Source organism: Oerskovia flava, from assembly GCF_026163685.1.
GTDB classification, from domain to species: Bacteria; Actinomycetota; Actinomycetes; order Actinomycetales; family Cellulomonadaceae; genus Oerskovia_A; species Oerskovia_A flava.
On sequence record NZ_JAOXSR010000002.1, the window covers coordinates 460,122 to 478,015 of the forward strand.

Here is a 17,894-nt window from a genome sequence, read left to right on the forward strand (position 1 = left end):
GTCCCGGTCGACCGACAGGCGGACGCGACGCGTGGTCAGGCGTCGATGCGGGCGCGGTCCAGCTCGGCCGCCCCAGCGATGATGAAGTCCTTGCGGGGGGCGACGTCCGAGCCCATGAGCAGCTCGAACACCCGCTCGGCGGCCTCGGCGTGCTCGGCCGTCACACGACGCAGGGTGCGGTGGCGCGGGTCCATGGTGGTCTCGGCCAGCTGGTCGGCATCCATCTCACCGAGGCCCTTGTAGCGCTGGATGTCCTCCTTGTAGCGCTTGCCGGCGCGGTCGAGCTTCTTCATCGTCGACACGAGCTCGGCTTCGGAGTAGGTGTAGACGTACTCGTTCTTGCGCTTGCCCGAGCCGATGACCTCGATCCGGTGCAGCGGCGGGACGGCCGCGAAGACTCGCCCGGCGTCCACGAGCGGTCGCATGTAGCGGAAGAAGAGCGTGAGGAGCAGGGTCCGGATGTGCGCGCCGTCGACGTCGGCGTCGGTCATGAGGACGATCTTGCCGTAGCGCGCGGCCTCGAGGTCGAAGGACCGACCCGAGCCGGCGCCGATCACCTGGATGATCGCCGCGCACTCCGCGTTGCGGAGCATGTCGCTGACGGAGGCCTTCTGGACGTTGAGGATCTTGCCGCGGATCGGCAGCAGGGCCTGGAAGTCCGAGCTGCGGGCGAGCTTGGCCGTGCCGAGCGCGCTGTCGCCCTCGACGATGAACAGCTCGCTGCGGGCGACGTCGTCGCTGCGGCAGTCGGCGAGCTTCGACGGCAGGGAGGACGACTCGAGGGCGTTCTTGCGCCGCGAGATCTCCTTCTGCTTGCGCGCGGTGATGCGCGCCCGCATCTCGGCGACGACCTTGTCGAGCAGGAGCGAGGCCTGCGCCTTGTCGTCACGCTTGCTGGACGTCAGGACGGCGCCCAGCTGCTGCTCGACGACGCGCGCCACGATCGCCCGGACCGGCGCCGTCCCGAGGACCTCCTTGGTCTGCCCCTCGAACTGCGGTTCCGCGAGGCGCACCGTGAGCACTGCGGTGAGGCCGGCCAGGACGTCGTCCTTCTCGATCTTCTCCGCGCCGTCCTTCGTGGAGACCTTCAGCCGGCGTGCGTTCGACTCGACGGCCTTGCTGACGACCTTCAGCAGTCCTGCCTCGAAGCCGCGCAGGTGGGAGCCGCCCTTCGGTGTCGCGATGATGTTGACGAACGTCCGGACCTCGGTCTCGTAGCCCGTGCCCCATCGCAGCGCGACGTCGACCTCGCACTCCCTCGTGACCTCCTGCGGGCTCAGGTGGCCGCGGTCGTCGAGGACGGGAACGGTCTCCTTGAACGACCCGGTGCCGGTCAGGTGCCAGGTCGAGGTGACGGCCGTGTCCGGGGCGAGGAAGTCGGCGAAGTCGACGGTGCCGCCCGTGGCGAGGAAGCGCTCCTCGTGCGGGCCGTCCTGGCCGGGTGTGCCCGGCAGCCCGCGCTCGTCGCGCAGGGTGATGGCCAGACCCGGGACGAGGAACGTCGTCTGGCGGATCCGGGTCACGAGCTCGTCGTAGGAGAAGACCGCGCTCTTGGGGAAGACCTGCCGGTCCGCCCAGTAACGCACTCGCGTCCCGGTGCGCCCGCGCGGAGCCTTGCCCACGACCGTGAGCTCGGAGTGGTCGACGAAGGGGGTGAAGGGCGACTCGGGCGACGGCCCGGCCGCGCCGTCGGCAAAGAGGCCGGGCTCTCCGCGGTGGAAGGTCATCCGGTGCGTCTTCGAACCGCGGTCAACCTCGACGTCGAGGCGCGCCGACAGTGCGTTGACCACGGACGCACCGACACCGTGCAGGCCGCCCGACGCCGTGTAGGAGCCACCGCCGAACTTGCCGCCGGCGTGCAGCTTGGTGAAGACGACCTCGACCCCTGACAGTCCCGTCTTGGGCTCCACGTCGACGGGGATGCCGCGGCCGTTGTCCTTGACCGTGACCGAGGTGTCGGCGTGCAGCACGATCTCGATCTGGTCGCAGTTGCCCGCGAGCGCCTCGTCGACCGAGTTGTCGATGATCTCCCAGAGGCAGTGCATGAGGCCGCGGGAGTCGGTCGACCCGATGTACATCCCGGGGCGCTTGCGGACCGCCTCGAGCCCCTCGAGCACCGAGAGGTGTCGGGCGGTGTAGCTGGACTCGGCAGAGGTGGTCGTCACGGTGCATCAGCCTAGACGAGGCTGCCCACAAACCGTGCGCGGCCCGCCGTCGCTCTACGCGCGGAGCGAACCCGGGCCTCCGGAGCACGTGAAGAACGGCACGAGGTGGTTACATGGTCTCGTGACTGCTATGACGACAGAACCGCTGACCGCTGCCGACAGGTGTGACCGTTGCGGGGCCCAGGCGTACGTCCGCGTGGTCCTGCCCACGGGAGAGCTGCTCTTCTGCGGCCACCACTCCCGTGCCCACTCGCCCGCGTACGCCGACGTGGCGACGCACGTCCAGGACGAGACCGACCGTCTCCACGCGGAGCACGGCGCGGGCTCCAACTGAGGCGCCCCCTCCCCCGAACAGCACGAGGCCCCGCCCGGTAGAACCGGGCGGGGCCTCGTCGTCGTGCGGCACGCGCACGGAGCCGTGCGGTGCGCTCAGTCCAGGTAGTCGCGCAGGACCTGCGACCGGCTCGGGTGGCGCAGCTTCGACATCGTCTTGGACTCGATCTGACGGATGCGCTCGCGCGTCACGCCGTAGACCTTGCCGATCTCGTCGAGCGTCTTCGGCTGGCCGTCGGACAGGCCGAACCGCATGGAGACCACACCGGCCTCGCGCTCGGAGAGCGTGTCGAGGACCTGGTGCAGCTGCTCCTGCAGGAGCGTGAAGCTCACGGCGTCCGCGGGGACGACGGCCTCGGAGTCCTCGATGAGGTCACCGAACTCGCTGTCGCCGTCCTCGCCGAGCGGGGTGTGCAGCGAGATCGGCTCACGCCCGTACTTCTGGACCTCGACGACCTTCTCGGGGGTCATGTCGAGCTCCTTGGCGAGCTCTTCCGGGGTGGGCTCGCGGCCCAGGTCCTGGAGCATCTGCCGCTGGACGCGGGCGAGCTTGTTGATGACCTCGACCATGTGCACCGGGATACGGATGGTGCGGGCCTGGTCCGCCATCGCGCGGGTGATCGCCTGCCGGATCCACCACGTCGCGTACGTCGAGAACTTGTAGCCCTTGGTGTAGTCGAACTTCTCGACCGCACGGATCAGACCGAGGTTGCCCTCCTGGATCAGGTCCAGGAACAGCATGCCGCGGCCGGTGTACCGCTTGGCGAGCGAGACGACCAGACGCAGGTTCGCCTCGAGCAGGTGGTTCTTCGCCCGCTTGCCGTCGCCGGCGATCCACTGCAGCTCACGGCGCAGCTTCGGGGCGAACTCCTCGCCCGAGCTCAGCCGCTCCTCGGCGAACAGGCCGGCCTCGATCCGCTTGGCGAGCTCGACCTCCTGCTCGGCGTTCAGCAGCGCGACCTTGCCGATCTGCTTGAGGTAGTCCTTGACCGGGTCCGCGGTGGCGCCCGCGGTCACGACCTGCTGGACGGGTGCGTCGTCGTCGTCGGCGTCGGAGACGACGAAGCCGCGGCTCTCGTCGGGCTCCTCACCCTTGCCGGCAACGGCGGGGGCGCCGTCCTCGGGCGTCTCGTCGTCCGCCTCAGGAGCGTCCGCATCGCCCGTCGGGACGTCGGCCGCGCCGGCGCGCTTGCGCGGCGTGCGGGCAGCGGTCTTGGGTGCGGCCTTGGCCGCCGCCCGCTTGCGGGGGGCGGCGGTCTTCGCAGGTGCCGCCGCGGGCGCCTCGGCGTCCGCCTCGTCACCTGCCGCGGCCGGGGCCTCGGTGGAGGTCGCGGCGGCGGGCTTCGCTGGCGCCGTCTTCGCGGCGGTCGCACGGACCTTGCTCGACGTCGTGGTCCGGGGAGCCGCGGCGGCCGCTACCTTCGTGGGGATGTCGACCTCGACGCCGGCTCCGGCGAGCGCTCGGTACACCGCCTTGAGGCGCTTGGCGTCGCTGACGTCCGCGTTCTCGCACGCGGCACGGAAGCTCTCGGCGTCGACGCGGCCGTTCGCGCTGCCACGTCGCAGGAGGTCCTGAAGAGCGGGGTGCTCGAACTCGCGGGGAAGAGCGGGAGTCTGGGTGGAGGGCGCCACAAACCGACCTTTCGGCAATCACTGAGGGGCGATGAACCGCTGGGCCGGTGCTGTCGGGGCTCCAGCGGACTTCTCTATTGTACCGACCGGAGCGGCGTACGCCTCGCACAGTCCTGTGGAAGGCCTGTCGCGGCGGGTACGCACGGCCCCGCAGGACGCTCTGCGCGCGGCAGCAGGTCGCGGCGCGGCGGACGTCGGGGGCCCCGAGGGGATGATCCCCGGTCGTACACGTCTCAACGAGCCGGGCGGGTGAAAGATTCCCGCAGCGGTCGATTCACGGCCGCTCGTCGCCGACGGCTACGGGCGGTGCGGCTTGACGGCCAGGACCGGGCAGGGCGCGTCGAGCAGGATGCGCTGCGCGTTCGACCCGAGGATCAGCTTGCCCACCGGGCTGCGGCGCCGCAGCCCGATGACGATGAGCTCGGCGCTCAGCTGCTCGGCCGTCGACACGAGGTCCTCGGCGACGTCGTTGCCACCGACCACGACACGGTGGGAGACACCCTCCGCGCCGGGGACGTCGGCGACCGTCGCGATCTCCGCGCGGAGACGCTCCACGTCGCCGTCACCCGTCGTCTGCTTGGCACTCACGACGACGACGAGCTCGGCGTCCCGCGAACGGGCCTCGAGCGCAGCCGTCTCGAGCGCTTCGCGCCCTTCTGCGGTGGCCAGGTATCCGACGACGATGGTCAAGGGGTCCTCCGTCATGCCTCAGGGCAGGGCGCGGGCTGGATGCCCGCGCTCGATCGTGTGACCGTGACGGTACCCGAACCCACGCCGAACCTCACCTCTCACACCCGGGCGGCCCGCGCCCAGCCCGGTGGCACCCCGGCGTCGAGCGCCCGGTCCAGGAGCAGCGCGAGCCGGTACCCGGGGTCGTGCTCGAGCGCCGCGCGGGCACGCTCGCCGGCCCGCCCGCCGTCGCCGTGCCACCAGGCGAGGACGGCGAGGAGCGTCAGTGCGGGCGCCTGCGCGCCGCGGGCGCCGTGCGCGACGACCGCTTCGAGGACGGCCCGCGCCGGTGCGGTGAGGTCCTCGTCGGGTTCGACCGCCGACCGCGGGTCGACGATCGCGCCGATCGCCCGGCTGGTGCCCTCGTCGACGTCGCCGCCACCGACCGTGCGGTCCGACAGGTCGCCCGTCCCGGGCACCAGGGAGACCAGCACGGCGTCCCGCACGGGGACGGACCCGAGGGCCGCCTCCAGACGGCCGAGCAGGGCCGCCGGGAGCACGGATCCTCCACCGTCGCCGCGCTCGGCCAGGGCGACCGCCCGGCGCCAGGCGTCGAGCCCGTCCGCCTGCCAGTCCGCTGACGCGCCCGGCACGGCCCTCGCCTCCTCGCCCCGGCGCCGCCACCGCGCGGCGGCCCGGGCGGCCCGACGACGCAGCTCACCCGGTGCGGGGCGGATGAGGAACGACGCGGCACGGGAGTCCGCGACGGTCGTGCCCGCGAGGACCATGTGCGCGCTGATCTCGCTGCCCTCCAGGTCGCGCAGGGGCCGTCCGAGCGGGGGGCAGCAGTCGTCGTCCGTGCAGTCGAGGGCGTAGTAGCCGCTCGACGAGACGACCCACGCCTCGACGTCGCCGAGGAACGGCTCGGCGGCCTCCCGGGCGTGCTCGACCGCCGCACGCTCGCGCGCGCCCCGTACGCTCCCCCGCAGCGGGACGTCGGAGTACAGGACGAGCGCGGCACGAGCGGCACCGTCGCCGCACAGGTGCGTCACGAGCGACCGCGCCAGCTGGGGCCCGTGCTCGAGGTCGCTCAGGTCGTCGACGTCGGCGCGCGCCACGAGCCCGATGCGGCCGCGAGGCGGGCGCAGGCTGACGAGGACGACGCTGTCGGCGGGCCGGTAGCCCAGGCGGTAGGGGACGTAGGCGAGGAGCTCGCGGGGCCCGCGGGCCCTGATCGTGGTGGTCATGGCGCCATCCCAGCCGCTGCGCGCCCCGACCCCGGTGCCGGAACCGTCCTGTGGATCGTCGCCCGTCCCTGTGGTCGACGTCCCGCCCCGGCGTCCGTGCGGAGCGGTGCACACCGCGCCCTCGCGGGTGGCTACGGTATGGGGCGTGCGAGAGCCCTGGAGGTCCGGAAGCGGTACCGGTCGTGCGGTGCGCGTCGCGTGCGCCCTCGGCACCGCCACGCTGCTCCTCGTGGCCCTCGGCGCCTGCGACGCCACCTCGGGAGCTCCCTCCCCGACCTCGACGGACGGCGCGGGATCCGACGGCACGGGGACCGACGGCACGGGGACCGACGGCGCCGGGACGGGTGCAGAGGCAGGCCCGGACGCGCCGGAGCCGACCCCGACGTCGACCATGCCCGAGTACGACGGCTCGACGACCGCCGGGGAGCTCGCGCCCGGCTTCCCGGCCGACCTGCTCCCGGTCCCGGACGGGGCGGACCTGCTCGCGAGCTCCGCGAGCTCCGGCCCCGACGGCACCGACGACACCGACGACACCGACGGCGTCTGGCAGTCGCTGACCCTCAACCTGCGCACCGAGGCCTCCGCCGAGAGCATCGTCGAGCTGTACACCGAGGTCCTCACGGAGGCGGACTTCTCGGTCTCGCCGTCCGACGCCCTCAGCGCGCTGGACGCGCACGTCACGTTCGTCCGCCCCCTCGACGACGCGGGCGGCGGGTCCGTCGGGGACGGGGACGAAGAGCAGGGCGGGCGGCCGACAGCGGAGACCGTCGTCGTCGGAGTCCTCGACGACGAGACGACACGACTGGTCACCATCAGCGGTCGAGTCCTCGCGGCCGGGTCCGGCTGACGCCCGGCCCTGGTCCGGCACGGCTTAGGCTGCGGTCATGCCTTCTGCGACTGCCCGGCTCGTCGACCGGGAGGACGTCCGCTCGCGCGTCGACGCCGCCCTGCACGAGGTCCTCGGCCACCTGCGCGACGAGCTCGCCGCGATCAGCCCGGACGCCGCGCCCCTCGCGGGCGCGAGCGACGAGCTCCTGCACGGCGGCAAGCGGCTACGGGCCGCGTTCTGCTACTGGTCCTGGCGTGCGCACGGGGGCGCGCCGGAGAGCCCTGCCGCCCAGGCGATCGTGCGTACCGGCGCCGCGCTCGAGCTCTTCCAGGCCGCCGCGCTCTTCCACGACGACGTGATGGACGGCTCGGACCTACGCCGCGGGCGGCCGACGGCGCACCGCGCGTTCGCCGCCCGCCACCGCCAGCAGGGCTGGACAGGTGACGCGCAGCAGTTCGGGTCGTCCGCGGCGATCCTGCTCGGGGACCTCGCCCTCATCGCGAGCCAGCGGGAGATCACCGGGGCCCTCGACAGGCTCCCGGACGCCGTCGCCTCCTCGGCGCGAGAGATCTTCGACCGGATGGAGACCGAGGTCACCGTCGGGCAGTACCTCGACATGCTGGCGCAGGTGCTGCCGTGGGGCACCGACCCCGCGGCGGACGAGGAACGCGCTCGGACCGTCATCCGCGCGAAGTCCGCACGCTACAGCGTGGAGCACCCCCTGACGCTCGGCGCCGCCCTCGCCGGGGCCGACGACGCCGCCCTGGCCGCGGTCCGCGTCTACGGACTCCCGCTGGGCGAGGCGTTCCAGCTGCGCGACGACGTCCTCGGCGTCTTCGGCGACCCGCAGGTGACGGGCAAGCCCGCCGGCGACGACCTGCGCGAGGGCAAGCGCACCGTCCTCGTCTCCCGGGCGCTGCGCGGCGCCACGCCCGCGCAGCGCGCGCTGCTGCTCGGGTCGCTGGGCAGCCCGGACCTCGACCAGGGACGGATCGACGCGTTGCGGGAGATCCTGGTCGACACGGGAGCGGTCGACGCGGTGGAGCTGCTCATCGATGAGCTCACGCAGGTCGCGCTCGCCGCGCTCGCCGCCGCCGACCTGCACGAGCCGGGTGCCTCGATGGTGGCCGGGCTGGCCCGGGCCGCCGTCGAGCGCGCCGCCTGAGCCGGACTCAGGCCAGGGTCTGGGCGATCCGCCGGACGTGGGTCTTGCGCCCCTCGCGCAGGGCGTCGATCGGGGTCGACCCCAGCTCGTCCTCCGGGGTGAAGAGCCACTCGATGATCTCCTCGTCGGAGAACCCGGAGTCGGTGAGGACGACGATGGTGCCCTGCAACGGACCGAGGACGGCCTGACCCGCCGCCGACGCGTCGGGGGTCGCCGCCTGCGACGGCTCGGCGAGGTGCTCGGCCACGAGGAACGCCGCGGGCACCTGGAAGGTGCTGCGCTCCCCGCGCCGGACACCGACCACCCGCCGCTCCTGGACGAGGTGGCGGGCGCGACCGACGTCGACGCCGATCGCCTCCGCCAGGTCGGGGAGGGTCAGCCATGCGGGCACGAGGGCGTCCAGGTCGTTCACGGGGACAGCCTACGGCCGTCCTGCCCCCGCCGTCCCCCGGATCTCCCGACGGCCTCCCCACGACACACACGAACCGCGGCGAACCTCACCGGTTGACGGCCGTCGTCCGCCTAGACTTCCAGCGTGGCAACCGTGACGACCGATCCGCTCGTGGGCCGCCTGGTCGACGGGCGGTACGAGGTCGTGTCCCGCATCGCCCGCGGGGGCATGGCCACGGTGTACCTGGCGGTCGACCGACGGCTCGACCGCGAGGTCGCCCTCAAGGTCATGCACCCGCACCTCGCGGACGGCCTCGACGGCGGGGAGTTCGTCTCACGGTTCCGGCGCGAGGCGCGCGCGGCCGCCCGCCTGACCCACCCGGGCCTCGTCGCCGTCTACGACCAGGGTCTCGACGGCGAGACCAGCTACCTGACGATGGAGTACGTCGACGGCTCGAACCTGCGACGCGTCCTGCGCACCGAGGGAACCCTGACCCTCGGTCGCACGCTGGCGATCCTCACGGACGTCCTCGACGCCCTCGCCGCCGCGCACCGCACGGGCCTCGTCCACCGGGACATCAAGCCGGAGAACGTCCTCATCGACACCGAGTCCCGGGTGAAGGTGGCCGACTTCGGGCTGGCGCGTGCCGTGACGGAGGTCACGTCGACGACCACCGGCACCATCCTCGGCACCGTCGCCTACCTCGGCCCCGAGCTCATCACCACGGGCGCCTGCGACACGCGCACCGACGTGTACGCCACCGGGATCCTCGCCTACGAGATGCTCACGGGGGCGCCGCCGTTCACCGGGGACACCCCGATCCAGGTCGCCTTCCAGCACGTCAACAGCGAGGTCCCGCCGCCGTCCGACAAGGCGCCGTGGCTGCCCGTCGAGATCGACGACCTCGTGTGCGCGCTCGCCGCGCGCGACCCCGCCGACCGGCCCGTGGACGCGAGCGCCGCGCTGGCCCTCGTGCGCCGCACCTCGGCCGCCCTCGATCCGGCCGACCTCCACCGACGCATCGAGGCGCACACCTCCCCCGCGACCTCGGACGGCACGACCCGCCGGGCCGCCGTCGGGTCGCAGTCCGCGCAGGAGCAGCCGCCCGGGGAGACCACCGACGGCGAGCCCGCCGACGGCACGGAGCACGGGACGACGTCGGCGCTCACGGCCCTCGGGCCGGCCGACCTCTCCGAGGCCGGGCTGACGGTCCGCCTCACCACGGGCAGGACGACGGCGCCGCCGCCCGCCGGGTCGCAGCACGACACGACGGTCCTGGCCCGGCCACGACGACGTCGCCGCGCCGCGCTCGTCTGGGTGCTCGTGCTGATGCTCCTCGTCGGTGGCGGAGGCGTCGGTGCGGCCTGGTGGTACTCCGACGGGCCGGGTGCGTTCACGACGGTGCCCGACGGCCTCCTCGGCGTCGGCAAGGCCGAGGCGGAGTCGGCGCTCGCCGACGTCGGGCTGCGCTCGACGTCGACCGAGAGCTTCGACGACGACGTCCCCGTCGGCGCGGTCGTCTCGACCGACCCTGCTCCCGGCGACCAGGTGCGCAAGGACGGTTCCGTCGGGCTCGTCATCTCGCTGGGCGTCGAGATGCTCACGGTCCCCGACGACCTCGTCGGGTCCAGCGCCGTCGAGGCCCAGGCCGCGCTCCAGGGCGCCCGCTTCGAGGTCGGCGAGCCGATCGGTGAGCACCACGACACGGTGCCGTCCGGGGAGGTCCTCGACGTCTCCGTCGAGGAGGGCTCGGAGCAGCGGCACGACACGGTCGTCACGCTCACCGTCTCGTCCGGCCCGGCCCCCGTCACCATCCCGCAGGTGGTGAACAGCGCCCAGGGCAGCGCGGTCGCCACGCTCGAGGACCGCGGGCTGACCGTCGACGTCACCGAGGCGCACTCGGAGTCCGTCGCCGCGGGGCAGGTCGTCTCCCAGGATCCCGAGCAGGGCACCGAGGGGCACCGCGGTGACACCGTCGGCATCGTCGTCTCGCTCGGTCCCCCGATGGTCGAGGTCCCGAACGTCTACGGACAGAACGTCCGCACCGCGACGGCGGCACTCGAGGAGGCCGGGTTCGTCGTCGAGGTCGCCCGACCCCAGGGGATCAGCCCGCTCAACATCGTCTACTCCCAGGATGCCCAGGACGCCGACGGCGACACCGCACCCAAGGGGTCGACGGTCACGATCAACGTCTTCTGACCGACGCGGACGGGGTCAGGCGCGGATCATCTCCGCGACCTGGAACGCCATCTCGAGCGACTGCTGGTGGTTCAGGCGCGGGTCCACGAGCGTCTCGTACCGCAACGCCAGACCGGCGTCGTCGATCTCCTCGCTGCCGCCGAGCACCTCCGTCACGTCGTCGCCCGTGAGCTCGACGTGCAGGCCACCGGGCACGGAGCCGACCGCGCGGTGCACCTCGAAGAAGCCACGCACCTCGTCGAGCACGTCCTCCAGCCGGCGAGTCTTGTACCCGCTGTCGGACGTGATCGTGTTGCCGTGCATGGGGTCCGTAACCCAGGTGACGGGTGCGCCGGAGGCCGTGACGGCCTCGACGAGCGCGGGCAACGCGTCCCGTACCCGGCTCGCACCCATGCGGGTGATGAACGTCAGCCGACCCTCGACGCCGTCGGGGTTGAGCAGCTCGACGAGGCGGAGCGCGTCCTGCGGGGTCGTCGTCGGGCCCAGCTTCACCCCGATGGGGTTCGCGACGCGCGACAGGAAGTCGACGTGCGCGCCGTCGAGCTGACGGGTGCGCTCGCCGATCCACAGGAAGTGGGCCGACGTGTCGTACGCCCGTCCCGAGCGGGAGTCGATACGCGTCAGCGCCCGCTCGTAGTCGAGGATCAGCGCCTCGTGGCTGATGAAGAACTCCACCGTGCGCAGCGCGTCGAAGTCCGCGCCGCACGCGTCCATAAAGCGGATCGCACGGTCGATCTCGGTGGCCGTGCGCTCGTAGCGCGCGTACGCGGGGTTGCGCATGAACCCGCGGTTCCACTCGTGCACCTGGCGCAGGTCCGCGAAGCCGCCCGTGGTGAACGCGCGGACGACGTTGAACGTCGCCGTCGAGATCTGGTAGGCCTGCAGCAGCCGCTGCGGGTCCGGGATGCGCGCCTCGGGCGTGAAGGGGTGCCCGTTGACCATGTCGCCGCGGTACGCCGGCAACGTGACGCCGTCACGGGTCTCGTCGTCGGAGCTGCGCGGCTTGGCGTACTGGCCCGCCATCCGGCCGAGCTTGACGATCGGCATGCTCGCGCCGTGGGTGAGGATGACCGCCATCTGCAGGATGGTGCGGATCTTGTTGCGGATGCGGTCGGCGTTCGCCTCGGCGAACGTCTCGGCGCAGTCCCCGCCCTGCAGCAGGAACGCCTGGCCCCGGCCGGCCGCGGCCAGCCGGGAGCGCAGGACGTCCGCCTCTGCGGGCACCACGAGCGGCGCGGAGCCCACGAGCTCGTCGGTCACCGCCGCCAGCGCGTCCTGGTCGGGCCAGGTCGGCTGCTGACGGGCGACGAGGTCGCGGAAGTGGTCCAGCCCGGCGAGGATCTCCGGGTCGCTCGTGGTGGTCATCGGACGCGGCCGGTCAGTGCTCTGCGCCGGAGGCGGCGACCAGCGGCTGGCCGATGTCCTCGAGGAGCGCGCCGAACCAGTCCACGGACACGTCGAACGCCTTGCCACCGGCGATGCGCGGGAACTCGATCGCGCGCAGGCGGTCGCCGTTCTCCTCGTCGTGGCCGATCACACCGGACTCGCCCTTGAACGCGCACTCGACGGCGAGGTCGGTCATCGACTTGATGAGACGCAGGTCCTCGGCGTTGGCCGCGGCGGCGCGCGAGTAGTAGCCGGACTTCTGGACCATGACCTTCTCGGCGCCGAGCTTCTCGGCGAACTGCTGGGCGAACCACGCACCCGGGTTGATCGTGTCGAGCTTGACGTGCCCGAACGGGTCGCGCTCCACGGTTTCCCCCGCCGCCTCGAGCTGCGCGACGATCTCGTGCATGCCGGCGCCCTCGGAGAGGAAGATGTTGACGTTGCCCTGCGAGTCCATGATCGCCTTGAGGCGCTCGGCCTCGGCGTCGATGTCGAGCGCGAGCTCGGGCAGGAACACCGCGTGGACGTCCCAGCGCTCGCGCGTCAGCCCCAGGCTCGGCACCCACTCCTCGGCGTCCAGGCCCTTGCGGTAGGCGACGGCCGACGCGGCGGTCAGCCAGCCGCAGTGGCGCCCCATGACCTCGTGGACGATGAGCATCCGCGGACCGGAACGGTGCTCGCCGATGATGTTGCGCGCGAACCCGGCGGCCTCCTCGGCGGCGGTCCAGGCGCCGAGCGACTGACGGATCGGCACCACGTCGTTGTCGATCGTCTTCGGCAGCCCGACCACGGTGAGCTCGTAGCCGTTGTCGTGCAGGTAGGCGGCGAGGTCGGCGGCCGTCGTGTTCGTGTCGTCGCCGCCGATGGTGTGCAGCACGTCGACGCCGTCGGCCTTGAGCCGCTCCGCGGCGACCTGCAGGGGGTCCTCGCCCTCGGCGACGAGCCCACGCTTGACACAGTCCGCGGCGTTGGTGAGCTTGACCCGCGAGTTGCCGATGGGCGAGCCACCGAACCGGTGCAGGATGCCCGCCTTCTGGCGACCCTCGGCGTCGATGACGATCTTGGTGCCCGTGAGCAGGCCGTGGTAGCCGTGCTGGTAGGCGATGATCTCGACCTCGGGGGCCAGCTCCGTGTACCGCTCGATCAGCCCGCCGACGGCGGAGGACAGGCAGGGGGCGAAGCCACCGGCAGTCAGGAGGGCGACGCGACGAACCATGGGTGGGGCTACCTCTCGTGGGATGTGGTGCCGCCCCGCCGGTGATCGTGCCGGGCGTCTGCTCGACGCGGCCGGCATCTCGCGCGGGCGGCCTGCGGGCGTCAGTCTACTGACGGACGAGGCTCGACCGGCGGAGGTTCCGGAACCTGGACGTCCGGCAGGGGGCGTCCGCCCGGCGCCGCGGACTCCGTCGGGTCCGTGTACCCGGCGGCGATCCGCGCCTTGGCCGTCGCGGCGTAGATGTCGACGTACTCCTGGCCGGACAGCCGCATGATCGCGTACTGGATCTCGTCGGCGACGGAGCGCAGGATGAACCGGTCGTTCTCCATCCCCCGGTAGCGCGAGAAGTCCAGCGGCTCGCCGAACACGATGCCGATGCGCATCGGCGTGGGGATGACCTTGCCGATCGGCTGGGCGATGTTCGTGCCGATCATCGCGACCGGGACCACGGGCGCACCGGACTCGAGCGCGAGCCGCGCCACGCCCGTCTTCCCGCGGTACAGGCGGCCGTCCGGGCTGCGCGTCCCCTCGGGGTAGATGCCGAAGAGGTCTCCCTCGTCGAGCACCCGCAGCCCTGTGTTGAGCGCGGCCTCGCTCGCCTTGCCACCGGAGCGGTCGACCGGGATCGTCCCGACGCCACGCATGAAGCCGGCGGTGAGCCGACCTTTGAGCCCGGTCCCCGTGAAGTAGTCGGACTTCCCGAGGAACTGGACCTTCCGCGAGAGGACGAGCGGGAGGATGAACGAGTCGATGACGGCGAGGTGGTTGCTCGCGAGGATCGCCGGTCCGTCCTCGGGGACGTGCTCCACGCCCCGCGTCCAGGGACGGTACAGCAGCCGCAGCAGCGGCCCGACCATCACCTGCTTCATGAACCAGTAGAACAACGCGCCTCCTCCGCACGGCCCCGGGACACGGGACGTGCATCCGACTCTAGAGTGATCACCATGGCCTCACCGAATGCGGGTTCGCCCGACGACGCGCCGGACGTCCCCGGCGAGCCCGGTCCCGACCCTTCTCCCAGCGCCTCGGAGGAGCCCGGTCCGGACGCGAGCGGTCCGGGCGCGGGCGGTCCGGACGCGAGCGGTCCGGGCGCGGGCGGTCCGGACCAGCCGCGGGACGCCGAGCCTCCGGACGTCGAGGCCCGGTGGGCCGACATCGTCGCGGAGCTCGCCGACCTCGACCGGGCTCCGGTCGACGAGCCGGAACAGGGTGCGGGCCCCGCGCGCGGTGCGGACTTCGGCACCGGGCGCACGTACCCCGTCGCCCCGTGGGTCCGCACCAGCGGGCCGCGTGACTGGCCGACGACACCCGAGGTCGAGGACCTCGACGAGGCGGACAGCCACTTCGAGCCGCCGGACCCCCCGCTGGTCCTCGGGCGCGACCCCCTGGCGACGATGGCCTGGGGCGTCGCGGTCGGCGTGCCCGTGCTCCTGCTCCTCGCGCTCGTGCTGCTGCGACCGTTCCCGGTCATCGCGGGGCAGGTCGGCGGGGTGCTCTTCGTCGCGGCCGTCGCGGTGCTCGTCTGGCGCATGCCGCACCACCGCGACGAGGACCCCGGACCGGGCGCCGTCGTCTGACCGCGCGCCCGCCGGGCACGGGGCCGGGTCAGGGGCGCGCGCGGACCTGCCTCAGACCCGGGCAAGGTCGGCAGCACCGACGATGCCGGCCTCGTTGCCCTGCTCGGCGAGCTCGATCTGCGCCTCGGGCCGGTGCCCCCGCGCGGAGAGCTGGTCGGCGAAGCCCTTGCGCACCGGCTGGAGCAGGAGGTCGCCCGCGCCTCCGACGCCGCCGCCGATGACGATCAGCTCGGGGTCGAGCAGCGCCGCCACGGACGCTGCACCCTCACCGATCCACCGTCCCAGCGTCGCGAGGAGCTCGACCGCGAGCGGGTCCCCCTCGTGCGCGGCCTGGGTGATCTGCGGTCCGGTCAGCTTCTCCGGGTCGCCGCCGGCCATCGCCAGCAGCCGCTCCGCCCGGTCCGGCTGCGCGACCAGGCTCGCCTGGCCGTCCCGCACGAGCGCGCTGCCCGAGGCGTACTGCTCCCAGCACCCCTCGTGCCCGCACCCGCAGTAGTGCCCGCCCGGCACGACCCGCATGTGCCCGACCTCCGCGGCCACGCCCCAGCGCCCACGGACGAGCTGACCGTCGACGATCACGGCACCCCCGAGCCCCGTGCCGACCGTCAGCATGAGCATGTCGGTCGCGGAGCGGCCTGCGCCGAAGCGGAACTCGGCCCACCCGGCGGCGTTCGCGTCGTTCTCCACGACGATCCGCACGGTCTCGTCGCCGAGGAGCGCGCGCACCCGCGCCGCGAGGGCGTACTCGCGCCAGGCGATGTTCGGGGCGAAGAGGACCGTGGTCCGGTCGGAGCTGACGAAACCCGCGGCCGCGACGCCGATCGCACCGATCTCGAAGTCGGCCGCGAGCTCGCGGTAGACCTCGGCGACCGCGCGGTCGATCGACGCCACGTCGTCGGGCTCCGTGTCGCGCCGCGTCTGCGCGAGGATCACGCCGTCGTCGTCGACCACACCCGCAGCGATCTTGGTCCCGCCGATGTCGACCCCGATGGCGTGCATGTCAGATCCTCACTCGCGAAGTGGTCGTGGAAGGACAGCCCGGGCAGGACGCGGCCCCGGCGGCCGACCGTCCGTCGACCACCGCCCGATCCACCCGTGACGGTCACACCGTGCTCTGCAACGGTTGCGCAACGATGCACGGCAGATGAAGGGTACCCAGTGCGGCGGTGTCCCGGACACCCGCGGACGGTCGGTAGTCTTCTCCTACCGTCGACTTCTGCCACTGGAGCCAGCATGGACGAGTTCAGCACACCGCGCATCATCGATGTCGATCCGCACCACAACCTCAACGATCTCCTCGCGGCACGCGTCGCTGCCGGTCCCGGGCAACCGATGATCGAGCGCAAGACGACGCCCGACGGCCCGTGGACCGCCCTCTCGGCCCGCGACTTCGACGCCGAGGTCGTCGCCGTCGCGAAGGGCCTGGTGGCCCGCGGCATCGGCGTGGGCGACCACGTCGGCATCATGTCCCGGACCCGGTACGAGTGGACGCTGCTCGACTGGGCGTCGTGGGCGGCCGGCGCCGTGCCCGTTCCGCTGTACGAGACGTCGAGCGCGGAGCAGGTGCAGTGGATCCTCTCCGACGCCGACGTGCGGCTCCTCGTCGTCGAGACCCCCGAGCACGCGGCCACGGTCGCGGAGGTCCGCGGCGAGGTCCCTGCGCTCTCCGACGTCCTCGTCATCGACGACGGCGGCATCGAGGCGCTCAAGACCGCCGGGGCCGGCGTCTCGGACGACGAGATCGCCACCCGACGTGGGGCGGCGGACCTCGCCGACGTCGCCACCATCATCTACACCTCGGGCACCACGGGCCGCCCCAAGGGGGCCGAGCTCACGCACGGGAACTTCTACCTGCTGACCGTCAACGCGGTCGAGGAGGTGCCGGAGGTCTTCGGTGAGCCGGGTGGCCGCACCCTGCTCTTCATGCCGCTCGCGCACGTGTTCGCACGCTTCATCGGGGTGCTCGTCGTCGCCGGTGGCACGGTGCTCGGGCACACGCCGGACACCAAGACGCTGCTCGAGGACCTGGGCACCTTCCGCCCGACGTACATCCTGTCCGTGCCGCGCGTCTTCGAGAAGGTCTACAACTCCTCGGAGCAGAAGGCGGCAGCAGGCGGAAAGCTGAAGATCTTCCACTGGGCGGCGGCGACCGCGATCGCCTACTCGCGTGCGCTCGACGACCCGAAGGGCCCCGGCCTCGGCCTCAAGCTCCAGCACAAGGTGGCGGACGTGCTGGTCTTCGGCAAGCTGCGGCACGCCCTCGGCGGACAGGCCAAGTTCGCGGTGTCGGGCGGCGCGCCGCTCGGCGAGCGGCTCGGGCACTTCTACCGCGGTATCGGCGTCCGGATCCTCGAGGGCTACGGCCTCACCGAGACGACGGCCCCCACCTGCGTCACCCGCCCGGCCCGCACGAAGATCGGGACCGTCGGCCAGCAGCTGCCCGGGTGCTCGGTGCGGGTGGAGGACGACGGCGAGATCCTCCTCAAGGGCGACCACGTCTTCCGTGGCTACCACGGCAACGAGAAGGCGACCGAGGAGGCCTTCACGGACGGGTGGTTCCGCACCGGCGACCTCGGCTCGCTCGACGCCGAGGGGTTCCTGACGATCACCGGTCGCAAGAAGGAGATCATCGTCACCGCCGCGGGCAAGAACGTCGCCCCCGCGGTGCTCGAGGACCGGATCCGCGCGCACCCCCTCGTGAGCCAGTGCGTGGTCGTGGGCGACGCGCGTCCCTTCATCGGCGCCCTCATCACGCTCGACCCCGAGGGTCTCCCGGGCTGGCTCGCCATGCACGACAAGCAGCCGATGGACGTCGCCGCCGCCTCCGAGGACCCGGACGTTCTCGCCGCGCTGGACGCCGCGGTCACCCGCGCGAACAAGGCCGTGTCCCGGGCGGAGTCGATCCGCAAGTTCAGCGTCCTGACGACCGACTTCACGATCGAGAACGGCTTTCTCACGCCGTCGCTGAAGGTCAAGCGCAGCGAGGTCCTGCGCAGCTTCGAGCGGGAGGTCGACGCGATCTACGCCGACGCCGAGATCGCCAACGGCGCGTAGCACCCAGGTCACCGACCGACGGCCGTCCGGC

General features: G+C 72.6%; 15 protein-coding genes. 6 read left to right on the plus strand and 9 right to left on the minus strand.

Features of this window, described 5'->3' with window-relative positions; translation table 11 throughout:
* Positions 1–35: 35 nt before the first annotated feature.
* The gene (locus OHL10_RS06790) at positions 36–2,165 is read right to left on the minus strand and encodes a DNA gyrase/topoisomerase IV subunit B (protein WP_265521409.1); all 2,130 of its coding nucleotides are present in this window, start codon (positions 2,163–2,165) and stop codon (positions 36–38) included.
* 130 nt (positions 2,166–2,295) lie between these two features.
* On the opposite strand from OHL10_RS06790, the gene OHL10_RS06795 reads away from it, so the two are divergent.
* The gene (locus OHL10_RS06795) at positions 2,296–2,499 is read left to right on the plus strand and encodes a DUF7455 domain-containing protein (RefSeq protein ID WP_265521410.1); all 204 of its coding nucleotides are present in this window, start codon (positions 2,296–2,298) and stop codon (positions 2,497–2,499) included.
* A 95-nt stretch (positions 2,500–2,594) separates the two neighbouring features.
* Here the strand turns inward: OHL10_RS06795 and OHL10_RS06800 are convergent, their stop codons facing one another.
* From OHL10_RS06800 to OHL10_RS06810, 3 genes are all read right to left on the minus strand, one after another.
* Complete coding sequence (locus OHL10_RS06800; RefSeq protein ID WP_265521411.1) at positions 2,595–4,130, minus strand: RNA polymerase sigma factor; 1,536 nt, start codon at positions 4,128–4,130, stop codon at positions 2,595–2,597.
* A 297-nt stretch (positions 4,131–4,427) separates the two neighbouring features.
* On the minus strand, positions 4,428–4,820 hold the full coding sequence (locus tag OHL10_RS06805) for a universal stress protein (RefSeq protein ID WP_265521412.1): 393 nt from the start codon (positions 4,818–4,820) through the stop codon (positions 4,428–4,430).
* A gap of 98 nt (positions 4,821–4,918) precedes the next feature.
* Positions 4,919–6,046, minus strand: coding sequence for a DUF4192 domain-containing protein (locus OHL10_RS06810; RefSeq protein ID WP_265521413.1), 1,128 nt, complete (start codon positions 6,044–6,046; stop codon positions 4,919–4,921).
* A gap of 145 nt (positions 6,047–6,191) precedes the next feature.
* Between OHL10_RS06810 and OHL10_RS06815 the strand changes: the two genes are divergently transcribed.
* Both OHL10_RS06815 and OHL10_RS06820 read left to right on the plus strand, forming a co-directional pair.
* The gene (locus tag OHL10_RS06815; protein ID WP_265521414.1) at positions 6,192–6,893 is read left to right on the plus strand and encodes a hypothetical protein; all 702 of its coding nucleotides are present in this window, start codon (positions 6,192–6,194) and stop codon (positions 6,891–6,893) included.
* Positions 6,894–6,930: 37 nt separating this feature from the next.
* Positions 6,931–8,040, plus strand: coding sequence for a polyprenyl synthetase family protein (locus OHL10_RS06820; RefSeq protein WP_265521415.1), 1,110 nt, complete (start codon positions 6,931–6,933; stop codon positions 8,038–8,040).
* A gap of 7 nt (positions 8,041–8,047) precedes the next feature.
* On the opposite strand, the gene OHL10_RS06825 is transcribed toward OHL10_RS06820, so the two are convergent.
* A complete protein-coding gene (locus tag OHL10_RS06825; protein WP_265521416.1) occupies positions 8,048–8,452 on the minus strand; it encodes an Rv2175c family DNA-binding protein in 405 nt (134 codons plus the stop codon).
* Positions 8,453–8,575: 123 nt separating this feature from the next.
* Between OHL10_RS06825 and pknB the strand changes: the two genes are divergently transcribed.
* On the plus strand, positions 8,576–10,630 hold the full coding sequence (gene pknB, locus OHL10_RS06830) for a Stk1 family PASTA domain-containing Ser/Thr kinase (protein WP_265521417.1): 2,055 nt from the start codon (positions 8,576–8,578) through the stop codon (positions 10,628–10,630).
* 15 nt (positions 10,631–10,645) lie between these two features.
* On the opposite strand, the gene OHL10_RS06835 is transcribed toward pknB, so the two are convergent.
* From OHL10_RS06835 to OHL10_RS06845, 3 genes are all read right to left on the minus strand, one after another.
* Entirely contained in the window at positions 10,646–11,995 is a 1,350-nt protein-coding gene (locus OHL10_RS06835) for a class II 3-deoxy-7-phosphoheptulonate synthase (RefSeq protein ID WP_265521418.1), read from the minus strand.
* Between the two features lie 13 nt (positions 11,996–12,008).
* Positions 12,009–13,232, minus strand: a complete 1,224-nt coding sequence (locus tag OHL10_RS06840) for a pyrophosphate--fructose-6-phosphate 1-phosphotransferase (protein ID WP_265521419.1) — start codon at positions 13,230–13,232, stop codon at positions 12,009–12,011.
* 101 nt (positions 13,233–13,333) lie between these two features.
* Positions 13,334–14,116, minus strand: a complete 783-nt coding sequence (locus tag OHL10_RS06845) for a lysophospholipid acyltransferase family protein (protein WP_265521420.1) — start codon at positions 14,114–14,116, stop codon at positions 13,334–13,336.
* A 60-nt stretch (positions 14,117–14,176) separates the two neighbouring features.
* Here OHL10_RS06845 and OHL10_RS06850 point away from each other — a divergent pair, with 60 nt between their 5' ends.
* A complete protein-coding gene (locus OHL10_RS06850; protein WP_265521421.1) occupies positions 14,177–14,809 on the plus strand; it encodes a hypothetical protein in 633 nt (210 codons plus the stop codon).
* 51 nt (positions 14,810–14,860) lie between these two features.
* Here OHL10_RS06850 and OHL10_RS06855 read toward each other — a convergent pair whose 3' ends face one another.
* Positions 14,861–15,808 carry an ROK family glucokinase gene (locus OHL10_RS06855; RefSeq protein WP_265521422.1) on the minus strand — a complete coding sequence of 316 codons (948 nt, stop codon included), beginning with the start codon at positions 15,806–15,808 and terminating at the stop codon, positions 14,861–14,863.
* Between the two features lie 234 nt (positions 15,809–16,042).
* On the opposite strand from OHL10_RS06855, the gene OHL10_RS06860 reads away from it, so the two are divergent.
* Positions 16,043–17,863 (plus strand): AMP-dependent synthetase/ligase, encoded by a 1,821-nt coding sequence (locus OHL10_RS06860; protein WP_265521423.1) that lies wholly within the window; start codon positions 16,043–16,045, stop codon positions 17,861–17,863.
* The last annotated feature ends 31 nt before the right edge of the window (positions 17,864–17,894 follow it).